The organism is Rhizobium sp. BK418 (genome assembly GCF_004341105.1).
In the GTDB taxonomy this organism is placed as follows: domain Bacteria; phylum Pseudomonadota; class Alphaproteobacteria; order Rhizobiales; family Rhizobiaceae; genus Rhizobium.
The window spans coordinates 209,548-222,376 of sequence record NZ_SLZK01000004.1 but is presented as its reverse complement, the minus strand read 5'-3'; the positions used below and the strand labels follow the sequence as shown (position 1 = coordinate 222,376).

At 60.3% G+C, this 12,829-nt stretch carries 13 protein-coding genes; 10 read left to right on the top strand and 3 right to left on the bottom strand.

All coding sequences use genetic code 11. From position 1 onward, the window contains the following. The first annotated feature begins 10 nt into the window (after positions 1 to 10). Positions 11 to 808 carry a creatininase family protein gene (locus tag EV281_RS17990; RefSeq protein WP_132654739.1) on the top strand — a complete coding sequence of 266 codons (798 nt, stop codon included), beginning with the start codon at positions 11 to 13 and terminating at the stop codon, positions 806 to 808. 19 nt (positions 809 to 827) lie between these two features. On the opposite strand, the gene EV281_RS17985 is transcribed toward EV281_RS17990, so the two are convergent. Then, a complete protein-coding gene (locus EV281_RS17985; RefSeq protein WP_132654738.1) occupies positions 828 to 1,778 on the bottom strand; it encodes a LysR family transcriptional regulator in 951 nt (316 codons plus the stop codon). 235 nt (positions 1,779 to 2,013) lie between these two features. Between EV281_RS17985 and EV281_RS17980 the strand changes: the two genes are divergently transcribed. From EV281_RS17980 to EV281_RS17955, 6 genes are all read left to right on the top strand, one after another. Then, positions 2,014 to 2,976 carry an ABC transporter substrate-binding protein gene (locus EV281_RS17980; RefSeq protein ID WP_245508320.1) on the top strand — a complete coding sequence of 321 codons (963 nt, stop codon included), beginning with the start codon at positions 2,014 to 2,016 and terminating at the stop codon, positions 2,974 to 2,976. Positions 2,977 to 3,042: 66 nt separating this feature from the next. Beyond that, the gene (locus EV281_RS17975) at positions 3,043 to 3,867 is read left to right on the top strand and encodes an ABC transporter ATP-binding protein (RefSeq protein WP_132654735.1); all 825 of its coding nucleotides are present in this window, start codon (positions 3,043 to 3,045) and stop codon (positions 3,865 to 3,867) included. Further along, positions 3,867 to 4,709: an ABC transporter permease gene (locus EV281_RS17970; RefSeq protein ID WP_132654733.1), complete on the top strand. Its 843-nt coding sequence runs from the start codon at positions 3,867 to 3,869 to the stop codon at positions 4,707 to 4,709. Before EV281_RS17975 ends, EV281_RS17970 begins: the two co-directional genes overlap by 1 nt. After that, entirely contained in the window at positions 4,709 to 6,022 is a 1,314-nt protein-coding gene (locus EV281_RS17965; protein WP_132654731.1) for a cytosine deaminase, read from the top strand. Before EV281_RS17970 ends, EV281_RS17965 begins: the two co-directional genes overlap by 1 nt. A 1-nt stretch (position 6,023) precedes the next feature. Next, on the top strand, positions 6,024 to 7,433 hold the full coding sequence (locus tag EV281_RS17960) for an FAD-binding oxidoreductase (RefSeq protein ID WP_132654729.1): 1,410 nt from the start codon (positions 6,024 to 6,026) through the stop codon (positions 7,431 to 7,433). Beyond that, positions 7,430 to 8,011 carry an NAD(P)H-dependent oxidoreductase gene (locus EV281_RS17955; RefSeq protein WP_132654727.1) on the top strand — a complete coding sequence of 194 codons (582 nt, stop codon included), beginning with the start codon at positions 7,430 to 7,432 and terminating at the stop codon, positions 8,009 to 8,011. Before EV281_RS17960 ends, EV281_RS17955 begins: the two co-directional genes overlap by 4 nt. A gap of 22 nt (positions 8,012 to 8,033) precedes the next feature. On the opposite strand, the gene EV281_RS17950 is transcribed toward EV281_RS17955, so the two are convergent. Next, positions 8,034 to 8,423 (bottom strand): Rid family hydrolase, encoded by a 390-nt coding sequence (locus EV281_RS17950; protein WP_132654725.1) that lies wholly within the window; start codon positions 8,421 to 8,423, stop codon positions 8,034 to 8,036. A 90-nt stretch (positions 8,424 to 8,513) separates the two neighbouring features. Next, complete coding sequence (locus EV281_RS17945; protein ID WP_132654723.1) at positions 8,514 to 9,206, bottom strand: GntR family transcriptional regulator; 693 nt, start codon at positions 9,204 to 9,206, stop codon at positions 8,514 to 8,516. 337 nt (positions 9,207 to 9,543) lie between these two features. Here EV281_RS17945 and EV281_RS17940 point away from each other — a divergent pair, with 337 nt between their 5' ends. The 3 genes from EV281_RS17940 to EV281_RS17930 are packed head-to-tail and all read left to right on the top strand — an operon-like array spanning position 9,544 to position 12,743. Then, a complete protein-coding gene (locus EV281_RS17940) occupies positions 9,544 to 10,668 on the top strand; it encodes a BMP family ABC transporter substrate-binding protein (protein ID WP_132654721.1) in 1,125 nt (374 codons plus the stop codon). 21 nt (positions 10,669 to 10,689) lie between these two features. After that, complete coding sequence (locus EV281_RS17935; protein WP_132654719.1) at positions 10,690 to 11,817, top strand: ABC transporter permease; 1,128 nt, start codon at positions 10,690 to 10,692, stop codon at positions 11,815 to 11,817. Beyond that, positions 11,817 to 12,743: an ABC transporter permease gene (locus EV281_RS17930; RefSeq protein ID WP_132654717.1), complete on the top strand. Its 927-nt coding sequence runs from the start codon at positions 11,817 to 11,819 to the stop codon at positions 12,741 to 12,743. Before EV281_RS17935 ends, EV281_RS17930 begins: the two co-directional genes overlap by 1 nt. The last annotated feature ends 86 nt before the right edge of the window (positions 12,744 to 12,829 follow it).

Sequence of the window (12,829 nt, the reverse complement as noted above, 5' to 3'; positions counted from 1 at the left end):
AGGTGCGCAGATGGCATTGCCATTCTACTGGAACGAACTGAACAGCTACGATTTTGCCGGACTTTCAGCCGACACCACAATCGCCGTGCTTCCCATCGCCTCGACCGAACAGCATGGCCCCCATCTGCCTATTGCAACCGATGTCGCCATTGCCAACGGCATGCTTACCGAGCTGCAGAAGCAGAAACCCGCCGATCTCGATTGTCTGGTGCTGCCGACACAGGAGATCGGCAAAGCCAACGAGCATGTTTACGGGCCGGGAACGTTGTCGCTCGCCGCTGAACTGCTCATCCCGGTCTGGACCGCGATCGGCGCCAAGGTGGCGGAAGCCGGCATCCGCAAGATGGTGATCGTCAATTCGCATGGCGGCAATGTCGATATCATGAGCATCGTCGCCAGAGAGTTGCGCGTCCGCCACCAAATGGCCGTCGTCTCGACGCAGTGGGGCCGCTTCGGCCATCCCGATGGCATGATCAGCGAGCACGAGTTGAAATACGGCATCCACGGCGGCGAGGTCGAAACCTCGCTTATGCTCCATTTCCGCCCTGATCTGGTACGAATGGACAAGGCGCAGAACTTTGCGTCCAAGGCGGAGTGGATGGGCGAGCAATCGAAATACCTTCAACCGCTGCCCCCCCATTCGCTCGCCTGGATCGCTCACGACCTCAATCCCTACGGCGTCGTCGGCGACGCGTCGCTCGGCACAGCCGAGAAGGGCGACGCTATCTGCCGCCATCAGGTCAAGGGTTTCATCGAACTGCTTTACGACCTCAAGCGCTACCCGCTTTCCGATCTTTTCTCGAAGTAAGTCTGTTTCTGCACGCGGTTCAGATCGCGGCCGATTTTTCTGCCACGATGTGTCCCTTCGCCTGCAGCTCCTCCACCAGACCGGCCAGCTCGGCCAGGAGATATTCGACGAAGAGGCTGGTGGCGGAATCAAGCGGCGCCCGCGCGCGGGCAAAGAGCTTCATCGCCTGATGGCGCGCGTGCGGCTCGGCGATCGGCCGAAAAACCAGTTCGCCCTGCCTGCACTCGACAATGACATCGAGCGGGTTCAACATGGTCACCCCTGCTCCGGATTTGACCAGTTTTTTCAGCATCTCCGATGCATTGGTTTCGAGAACGGGCTCGACGTGCACATCGAGGCGCGCCATTGCCAGATTGATCACATCGCGCAGACTTGTTCCCTGCTGCGCCAGCACCAGGCGCTCCTGGACGATATCCGCCAGATTGATCGGGCCGGGGCCGATCAGATGATGGCCGGGCGGCAGGACCACGCCGATCGGAATGTCGAAATTGCCGAGGGTGCGGATGCCGGGCGTTGCAGGAATATTGAAGCCGAGGCCAATGTCGACCTCGCCGGACAACACGGGATTGACAGTTAAAGTGCCGGCGTCGTTGCGCAATTGCATGAAGACGCGTGGATGTTCCGACTGGAACCGCGCGATGATGTCCGGCAGCGGGCCTGCCGCAAGGCCAACCGTCGTCACCAGCCGCACCTTGCCCGCCTGCTGCATCTTCAAGCTGCGGATGCGCCCCTCCAGCCGCTCGTAGTTCTTCAAGACGTCGCGAATATGCTCGATGCAGAGCTCGCCGGCGGCCGTCAGACGCAGCCCGCGCGGCAGGCGCTCGAACAGCGGCGCCCCCATTTCCTCCTCCAATGCGAGGATCTGCCGGTTGATCGCCGAAGACGCCACGTTCAAACGCGCCGCCGCCTTGCGGATCGAGCCCGATCGCGCGATCTCGTTGATATAGAGAAGCTTTCTGGAGTGCAGCATCGGGACCTCGTTGCACAAAAATCAAGCACGCAGCATAAATTAGGCACAGGCTTTGGGTGAGATGCCGAAAAGGCATCATTGCGCACGAAATTTGATGCTTTTCAAAGAGCAAAGCAATCGCTCCTATGAAGAAAATCGGACGTCGGCTCAGACGTTGCGAATTCAGAAGGGGAACGTCGACATGTCCAATATCTTGAAGCATAGCGTCTCTTCCGCACTTATAGGTCTTGGCGGCATGTTGGCCTGGATGGCCGGCGCGCAAGCGGCCGATAAAGTCAGCTATGGCACCAACTGGCTGGCGCAGGCCGAACATGGCGGCTTCTATCAGGCGGTTGCCGATGGCACCTACGCGAAACACGGTCTCGATGTGACGATCGTCCAGGGAGGCCCGAACGCGGCAAACAGCGCACTGCTGATCTCCGGCAAGATCGATTTTTACATGGGTGGGCCGCAGGGCGAGATCTCGGCCGTCGAACAGGGCATTCCGCTCGTCGACGTCGCAGCGATCTTCCAGAAAGATCCACAAGTGCTGATCGCCCATCCTGATGCCGGCATTGAAAAATTCGAAGACCTTGCGAAGCTCAAGACGCTGTTTCTCGGCAAGGACGGCTACCTCACCTATTTCGAATGGATGAAGGCGAACTTCAAAGGCTTCAGGGACGAGCAGTACAAGCCCTACAATTTCAGTCCGGCGCCGTTCCTCGCCGACAAGGAGTCAGCGCAGCAGGGCTACCTTACCTCCGAACCCTATGAGATCCAGAAGCAGGCCGGATTCGAGCCAAAGGTCTTCCTGCTTGCCGACAACGGATACTCTCCCTATTCGACGATGATCACCACGACGCAGGCGATGATCGACAGCAAGCCCGATGTCGTTCAGCGCTTCGTCGATGCCTCGATCGAAGGCTGGTACCATTATCTCTACGGCGACAACACCAAAGCAAACGAACTGATCAAGAAAGACAATCCGGAAATGACGGATGGTCAGATCGCCTACTCCATCGCCAAGATGAAAGAATACGGCATCATCGAATCGGGCGACAGCCTAGACAAAGGCATCGGCTGCCTGACGGACGCCCATTACAAGGCCTTCTTCGACGAGATGGTGGCGATCAAGGTGTTCAAGCCGGAAACGGATTATACGAAAGCCTTCACGACGAAATTCGTCTGCAAGGGCACCGGAATGGCGATGAAGAAGTAAGCCGAAACGCCGCCCGTGATCCGCGGTCAATGCGGATCACATACCATTGCGCAAACGAGACAGGCAATGCCACCAGCAGAAGTTCAGGCCCTATTCCCGAAAGAGACGCGCAAGCGGCCGCTGGTCGTCATGCAATCGGTTTCGAAGGTCTTCTCCAGTGGAACGGTGGCCCTTTCGAACATGTCGCTCACCGTGGAAAGCGGTGAGTTCATCAGCCTGCTTGGGCCTTCCGGCTGTGGCAAGTCGACGGCGTTGCGCATCATCGCAGGCCTCGGCGATGCCACGTCGGGCGCGATTGACTGGCCGAGTTCGCGCATCAATTCCAAGGGTCTCCCGGAGGGAGATATCAGCTTCGTCTTCCAGGAGCCGACGCTGATGCCCTGGAAGAACGTGTTCGACAACGTCCACCTGCCGCTGAAGCTCAAGCGCATTTCGAAGGCGGCGGCGCATGATGAAATCCTGGACGTCTTGAACACCGTCGGCCTGCAGGATTTCGCCAAGGCTTACCCGCGCGAGCTCTCCGGCGGGATGAAGATGCGCGTGTCCATTGCCCGCGCGCTGGTGACGAAGCCGAAACTCCTGCTGATGGACGAGCCTTTCGCCGCACTCGACGAGATCACCCGCCAAAGGCTGAACGATGACGTGCTGCGGCTTTGGAGGGCGACCGGCATCACCGTCATTTTCGTCACGCATTCGGTTTTCGAATCCGCGTATCTCTCCAACCGCATCGTCGTGATGAAGGCAAGGCCGGGGCGCGTGCATGCTGACCTTCCGCTGACGACCCGGCTGGAGCGGGACGCACATTACCGCACGTCGGAAGAATATCGCAAAGCCTGCGAAACGGTCTCGCATTCGCTCATCGGGGCGATCAACTCGGCGGAGGATCATTGATGAATGACGAAACCGAGATCTCATCGCTGCTCCTTGCCAGCGCGGCAAGGGCAAGGCGCCGCGATCTGGCTCTGCGTCTCTGCATTCCCTTCCTGTTGATCGCTTCCCTGATCCTGGTCTGGTACGCCTATGTGAAGCTGTCTGGCGTCCCGCCTTACATACTCCCAGGCCCGGCCGCCGTCGCCAGCGCCTTCGTGACCGACTGGCGCACGCTTGCCCCTGCTCTCTGGGTCACCGCGAAGATCACCTTCATGTCGCTGATGCTCGCCCTCATCGGCGGTGTCGGCTTTGCCATTTTCCTGGTGCAGTCGCGCTGGATCGAGCTCGCTTTCTATCCGCTCGCCGTCATTCTCCAGGTCACGCCGATCGTGGCGATCTCGCCGCTCATCCTGATCTATGCGCCGTCAACGCAGGTGGCGCTATTGATCTGCGCCTTCCTCGTGGCCTTCTTCCCGATCCTTTCGAACATGGTCCAGGGGCTGAAGAGCGTCGATCACAATCTGATCAATCTTTTCGAACTCTATGGCGCCTCGCGGTGGCAGACGCTGCTCTTTCTGAAGCTGCCGGCCGCCCAGCCGTATTTCATGACCGGTCTCAGGATCGGCGGTGGCCTCGCGCTGATTGCCGCCGTCGTCGCGGAATTTGCCGCCGGCTCGGCGGGCGCCGGCTCCGGGCTCGCGTTCCGCCTGCTCGAAGCACAGTATCGGCTCAACATTCCGCGCCTCTTCGCAGCGCTGCTGATGCTCTCCCTGCTCGGGGTCGCAATCTTTGCCATAACCTCGTTCATTTCCTGGCTTGCCCTGCACCGTTGGCACGAGAGCAGCCTGAAACGGGAAAACTGATGACCTATTCCTTCCTCTCCCCGCCTAATGCCGGCCGGTTCGTATTGAGCAACGCGACCCTGCCTGCCATCGCCGTCGCCAACTACGATGCGCCTTCTGCCGAAGGGTTGGTCAAAGCCGACATCGTCATCACGGACGGCATCGTTTCCGCCGTGTTGCCGCCGGGTGAAGCGCCGGTCGAATTCGCGAAATCGGACCTGAAGGAGGGCATGGTCTGGCCCTGCTTCGCCGACATGCACACCCATCTCGACAAGGGCCATATTTGGCCGCGCAATGCCAATCCGGACGGAACCTTCATGGGAGCGTTGGAGGCGGTGCGCGCCGACCGCGAAACCTACTGGTCGGCTGCGGATGTGAGAAAGCGAATGGAGTTTTCCCTGCGCTCGGCCTATGCGCACGGCACCAGCCTGATCCGCACCCATCTCGACTCGCTTGCTCCCCAGCACCGCATTTCCTTTGAGGTTTTTGCGGAAATGCGCGAAATCTGGAAGGACAAGCTTGCGCTGCAGGCGGTGGCGCTTTTTCCCTTGGATGACATCGCGCACACAAGCTATTTCGCCGACCTCGTCGCCGTGATCCGGGACACGGGCGGACTGATCGGCGGCGTCACCCGCATGAACCCCGATCTGAACAGCCAGCTCGATGTGCTTTTCAAAGCCGCCGCCGACAATGGGCTCGATATCGACCTCCACGTGGATGAAACCGACGATCCGAGCGCGGAGACATTGAAGGCGATCGCCGAGGCGGTGCTGCGAAACCGCTTCGAAGGCAAGGTGACTGCCGGCCATTGCTGTTCACTTGCCCGCCAGGACGAGGAAACGGCCAAGGGGACCGTGGAACTCGTCGCCAAGGCTGGCCTCTGCATCGTTTCGCTGCCGATGTGCAACACCTATCTGCAGGATCGCTATGCCGGCCGCACGCCGCGGTGGCGTGGCGTCACCTTGTTCAAGGAACTGGCGGCGGCCGGCGTCGCTACCGCGGTCGCCTCCGACAATACCCGCGATCCGTTCTACGCCTACGGTGATCTCGATCCGGTGGAGGTGTTCCGAGAGGCGGTTCGCATCCTGCATCTCGATCATCCGCTGGACACGGCCGCGCGCGTCGTGACCACCTCGCCTGCCGATATTCTCGGCCGGCCGGATATGGGTCGCATCGCCGTTGGCGCAGCGGCCGACCTCGTGCTCTTCAGCGCCAGGCGCTGGAGCGAATTTCTTTCCCGTCCGCAGTCCGACCGCGTCGTTCTTCGCCGCGGCAAGGTGATCGACCGCAGCCTGCCGGACTATCGTGAACTCGACAGTGTCGTTGGAGCCTAACATGCCGGATTATCAGACGATCAAGAAGGACCTCGAAGGCATCGCCATCGAAGATAATCCGGCGCTCGTGCGCCAGAAGAGCCGTGATTTCTACTGGTATTCACCGATCCTGAAGGCCCAGCTCGACAATGTGACGGCCGATCTCGTCGTCACGCCGAAAAACGAAGACGAGGTCATCCGGACGCTGAAGGTCGCCTTCGCGCATGGCGTGCCGGTCACGCCGCGCGGCGGCGGCACCGGCAATTACGGCCAGGCGATGCCACTCTCAGGCGGCATCGTGCTCAACCTTGCCGCTATGGACAAGATCAAGGAAATCCATCCCGGCCGGGTGATCTGCGAGCCAGGCATCATCATTGCCCAGCTCGACAAACAAACCAAGGCTCATTCCGGCCAGGAGCTGCGGTTCCACCCATCGACGGCGCAGATGGCGACCGTGGGCGGTTTCATCGCCGGCGGCTCCGGCGGCGTCGGCTCGATCACCTGGGGTGGCTTGCGCGATCTCGGCAATATTCTGCGCCTGCGCGTCGTCACCATGGAAGCCGAACCGCGCGTTCTCGATCTCACCGGCTGGGACTTGCAGAAGGTCAGCCATGCCTACGGCACCAACGGTGTCATCACCGAGATCGAAATGCCGCTGGCGCCCGCCTATGACTGGGTCGATGTTCTCGTCGGCTATGATGACTTCATGGCCTGCGTGCGCTTTTCGGACGCGCTTGCCAAATGCAACGGCATTCTCGTCAAAGAAATAGCGCCAATCGCTTCTCCGATCCCCCATGACTACTTCACCCGCCACAAACCCTATATTCGCAAGGGGCAGTCGGTGGTGGTGCTAATGATCGCGCCGCATGCGATGGACGCATTTCTCGCCTTCACCTCGGCCCACAAGGGCGAGGTCATCTTCCGCTCCGATAAGGCCGAGAGCATGAAGGGCATTCCGCATGCCTATGAACTTGCCTGGAACCACACGACGCTGCGCGCGCTGAAAGTCGATCCGGGTCTCACCTATCTGCAGGTCCAGTATCCTGGACCGGATCACGTGGCCAAGGTCGCCAAGATGGTAGAGATCTTCGGCGACGAGGTGCCGGGCCATCTCGAGTTCATCCGCTTCGACGGGCAGATCCAATGTTCCGGACTGCCGCTGGTGCGCTATACCACCGAGGAGCGGCTCGAGGAGATCATCAAGATCCACCAGGATCACGGTTGCCCGATCTTTAACCCGCACCGCTACACGCTTGAGGAAGGCGGCATGAAGCGCACCGACAAGGTGCAACTCGCCTTCAAACACGAAACCGATCCGAAGGGGCTTCTGAACCCCGGCAAGATGATCGCCTGGGAGAACCCAGACTTCGATTTTAATGCCGGCAAGAACTATCTCTTCCCAGGCCTTGCGAGCGTCATGGAGGCCTCATGAGGGTTCTCGTGCTGCACTCGCATCCGGTGGAGGAAAGCTACGGCAAAGCGCTCTATAGGCAGGCGCTGGAAAGCCTGCGCCATGCCGGCCACGAGGTGGATGGATGCGATCTCTACGCCGAAGACTTCGATCCCGTTCTTTCCCGGCATGACCGGCTCGCCTACCACGACTATCCCGGCAATACCGAGTTGGTGAAATCCTACGTCGAGCGGCTGAAGCGCGCCGAAGCGCTGGTTCTGGTCACGCCGGTCTGGAATTTTGGCTTTCCGGCAATCCTGAAGGGATACTTCGACCGCGTCTGGCTTCCGGGCGTCTCCTTCGAACTCATCGACGGCAAGGTGGAATCGCGGTTACGCCATATCAGGAAACTTGCCGCCGTGCTGACCTATGGCGCAACGCCATTCCGCGCCTTCGCGGCCGGCAATCCGCCAAAGAAAATCGTCAAGCGGGTTTTGCGGGCGCAGACCAATCCTCTGCGCCCGGTCACCTTCCTTGCTCATTACGACATGAACAACTGTACCGCGGAGACGCGAGCGCGTTTTCTGGCGAAGGTGAAGACGTCGATGGAGAATTTCTGAAAGCGCATGGCGCCACTGGGCATCATACTATCTTGGCGGCTGTGACTTCGACTTCGACGAGAAATTCCGGCCGGGTGAACCCGCTGATGATGACCAACGTCGAGACGGGCTTCGGTTCCAGCGTATATCTGTCGCGCACCGCCATATAGGCTGGGAAGTCCTCGCGTTTGGTCACGAATCCGGCAATGCGGATGACGTCCGCAAAACTCATCTGCGCATCAGCGAGAATGGCTTTGATCGCTTCGAAGCATAACTCGGCCTGGCCGCTGATGTCCTGCGGCACCTCGTCGTCGAGACCAATACCAAGCTGACCTGAGGTGACAAGAAGCGAAGCGCCCGGCGGCACAAGCAAACCATGATTATAATTTCCGAACGGACGGCGAACCGACGGCGGATTGAAGATCTTCTTCATCGGCATTTCCTCCTATAATCTCAAGACGACGCGTCATTCCATGTTGTTGGATAACAGGAGCGGAAATGGCTCGCGGGTGAGCGCACGACCTCAACTGTTTCGCGCGTTCGCCTCGCCGGTTGCGGCAAACACCGCGCTCGCATCACTGACCATCTCCACATGCAAATAGGCTGCTTGTGCGGCAGCAGTGCCGTCTGCTCGCATGATCGCGATCACGATCCGGCCATGCTCCTCGTAGGATCTTGCCAACCGGCCAGGCAGCCGAAATTGTGCCCGTCGAAATGGGGCAAGCCGCGCCCGCGTCTGGGTCACCATCTCCAAAACATGATCGTTATGCGCGCCGCGATAAAGGCGTGTGTGAAACTCGGTGTTATAAGCCGCATAGTCCTCTTCCGCGCCGGCATGCACGAGCCTCATCGAGGCCTTGTGCTCCAGTTCCAGCGTGCGCCGCTCATCGACCGTCATACGCTCTGCCGAGAGCCTCGCACAGATCGCTTCGAGTTCGGCCATCGCCTCAAACATGGAATGCAGATAGGTTTCGGTCACGGTGGTGACGACGGCGCTGCGATTCGGTTCCCGGTCGACGAGCCCCATCGCACCGAGCTCACGAAGAGCCTCACGGACGGGTGTGCGTGACACGTCAAAGCGCGCCGCCAGCGAAATTTCGTCAAGCTTGTCGCCCGGCTGCATCTGCCCAGTGACAATCATATCGGCAATCGCCCGTACCATCTGCTCGACGGTGGTTCCTGCCCTGATGAGCTCTCTGCGCCTGATTTGCTTCAATTGATGATTCTGCGTTGTTACGGTTGCATACACATGCGCGCTCGACCGAACAAAGTCAAACGTCGGCACATATAATTGATATGTCGAGAGAAACTGTACTTCTTCACTGGCCCTCCATATGGAAATCCACGCAACAGTGCAGAGATAAGGCTCTTTTGCAGGCTATGCATAATTTTTAATCTACCTTCTGGATGAAATTGCATGCACCTTTCGGCGTGCGGTGAAGCAATGGAAATTTCTTGCGTAGAATCAACAAGCTAAAATCTGGCATGACCATTGCATACACTTTTCTGTAACCAATTGAATCGGCCAAAACCGCCGCAAGGAGAGCATTTCGATGACCAGTTTCCTTTCCATGAAACGACGCCATTTCCTTCAGGCTTCTGCCGCTGCCGCTCTCGCCGGCGTCGTGCCCGGTCTTTCCTCGCGCGCGCTTGCGCAGACGGCCCTGACCTTGGGCTTCATCTATGTCGGGCCTAAGGATGACTATGGTTACAACCAGGCGCATGCCGAGGGGGCGGCGGCGGTCAAGGTGCTGCCCGGCATCACCGTCGTCGAAGAAGAAAATGTTCCCGAGACGGTAGACGCTCAGAAGACGATGGAATCGATGATCAATCTCGATGGCGCGACCTTGCTCTTCCCGACCTCCTTCGGCTATTTCGATCCGCACATGCTGGCCATGGCCGCTAAATATCCCGATATCCAGTTCCGCCATTGCGGCGGGCTTTGGCAGGAGGGCAAGCACCCGGCCAATACCGGCTCCTATTTCGGCTATATTTTCCAGGGCCAGTATTTGAACGGCATCGCTGCCGGTCATGCGACGAAGAGCAAGAAAATCGGTTTCGTCGCCGCCAAGCCGATCCCGCAGGTGCTGCAGAACATCAATGCCTTCCTGCTGGGTGCGCGCAGCGTCGATCCGATCATCACCTGCCAGGTGATCTTCACCGGCGAGTGGTCGCTGGCGGTCAAGGAAGCGGAAGCGACCAACGCGCTGATCGACCAAGGCGCCGACGTCATCACCTGCCATGTCGACAGCCCGAAGGTGGTGGTCGAAACCGCTGCCGGCCGCGGCGCCTTCGTCTGCGGCTATCACGCCAATCAGAGCCCGCTTGCGCCCGAGAAATACCTCACCGGCGCCGAATGGGCCTGGGGAAATGTCTATAGCGACTTCGTCAAGAAAGCGCAGGCCGGCGAGAAGCTCGACAACTTCGTGCGCGGCGGCCTGAAGGACGGTTTTGTCAAGATGAGCGCGCTTGGTCCGGGTGTTCCCGAGGCGGGCCGCAAGGCATTCGAAGCAACACATGCCGGGATGATGAAGGGCGGCTTCTCGGTCTTCAAGGGGCCGCTCAAGGATAACAAGGGCAACATCGTCGTCACGGCCGAGAAAAGCTACGCGGAGGATGCGATCGAGCTCGAAAGCATGAACTATCTGGTCGAGGGCGTCGTCGGATCCACGGCGTAAAGCTCGACCGGGAGAGGCGCCATGACCGTTCAGGCCAATGATCCCGCAATATCAGTCGCTTCCGAACCAGCCCCCCTGCGTCCCCTGCTCGAATGGACCGCGCGCAAGGCCGAACCGATCGTGCTTGGCCTTGCGGCCATCCTGATCGGTCTCGGGCTCTTCTCCCTATTCATCCTGGCGATCGGCAAGTCGCCGGCCATGCTCTTCCAGCTCATGTACACCGGCGGCTTCGGCAGCTGGTTTTCCGTACAGAACAGCTTAAGCCGCGCCGCACCCCTTCTCCTGACGGCGCTCTGCGTCGCCCTGCCCGCCCGCCTCGGCCTCGTCATCATCGGCGGGGAAGGAGCGGTCGTGCTGGGCGGCGTTGCAGCCGCAGCGATGGCCATGCCGCTCGTGGGGACGCCTGCCGTCCTACCCTCCCTTGTTCTCATGGCGATCGCCGCCATGGTGGTCGGCGGCGCCTGGATCGGCCTTGCCGGTTTCCTGCGCCATTACCGCGGCGTCAACGAGACCATCTCCTCGCTGCTGCTTTCCTATATCGCCATCGCGCTGATGAACCAGTTCGTCGAGGGGCCGCTGCGCGATCCCGCCAGCCTCAACAAACCCTCGACCAAGCCGCTGCCGGCGGACTATATGCTCGGCAATATCCCCGGCATGGATGTGCATTGGGGCCTTGTGATCGGGATCCTTGCCTGCATCCTCTCCTGGGTCCTGATCGAGGTAACGAGCTACGGTTTTGCCGCCCGCATCGCCGGCGGCAATATACGCGCCGCCCAGATCCAGGGATTGCCGGTCGGCAGGCTGATCGCAGGTTTCACCGCGATCGCCGGCAGCTTCGCGGGGCTTGCCGGCATGATCGAAGTCGTCGCCGTCCAGGGGAGCGCCAACGCCTCGCTCGCTGCGGGTTACGGCTATACCGGCATCCTCGTCGCCTTCCTTGCCCGCCACAATCCGCTGGCGATCATCCCGGTTGCAATCCTGCTGGGGGGCATCGATGCTTCCGGCGGCCTCATTCAGCGCCGCATGGGCCTGCCGGATGCCACGGTGCTGGTACTGCAGGGCACGCTCTTCATCGTCATCCTCTTCTGCGAAACCTTCTACGGCCGCTTCAAGATCTTCAATCCCGACCTCTGGAAAAGGAGCCTCTGATGGAAGAGACGGGCATCGGCATATGGGGCGTGCCGCTTGCGATCCTTGCGGGCGCCATCCGCGTCTCCACTCCCTTCATCTTTGTCAGCCTCGGCGAGACGATCACCGAACGCTCCGGGCGCATCAATCTCGGGCTTGAAGGTACGCTCGTCTTCGGCGCGATGACGGCCTACGCGGTCGCCGTCATGACCAATTCACCTTGGCTCGGCGTGCTTGCCGCCATGGCGACTGGCGCCGTCTTCGGTCTCCTTCACGGCTGGATCTGCAAATGGCCTAAGGTGAACGACATCGCGATCGGCATTGCCATGATGCAGTTCGGCCTGGGCCTCGCCTTCTTCCTCGGCAAGTCCTTCATTCAGCCGGCCGCTCCGCATCTGCCGTCGATCCCCTTCGGTTTCTGGTCACGCCTGCCGCAGATCGAGGCGGCGCTGAACATCAACGTGCTCTTCCTGCTTGGAGCGGCACTCGCCCTTGTGCTCTGGTGGGCTTTCAAGAATACCCGTGTCGGACTGATCCTGCGTGTTGTCGGCGACAGCACCGACGCAGCGCGCACCATGGGCATCAATCCGGATCGCGTGCGACTGCTCGCAACCGCCGTGGGAGGTTCGCTGGCGGCAATCGGGGGCGCCTACCTCTCGCTCTATTATCCCGGTTCCTGGAACGAGGGCATTTCTTCAGGCCAGGGCCTGATGGCAGTGGCGCTCGTCATCTTCGCGCGCTGGAACCCGATCGGCTGCTTCCTGGCAGCTCTGCTCTTCGGCGGCGCCGGCGCGCTCGGGCCGGCGCTCCAATCGATCGGCGTGACCCAGGGCTATTACCTGTTCTACGCCGCCCCTTACGTGCTCACGCTCGCCATCATGATCGTCACCTCCTCGCCCACGCGCTCGCTGTCCGGCGCGCCCGGCGCGCTGTCGCTGACGAAATGAGGAAGGAGGTTCGGCGTATCGAACGGGTCGAAGCGATCGAACCGCGACGGCAAACATTCAAACCCACGGGTGAATAGGAGAAGAAG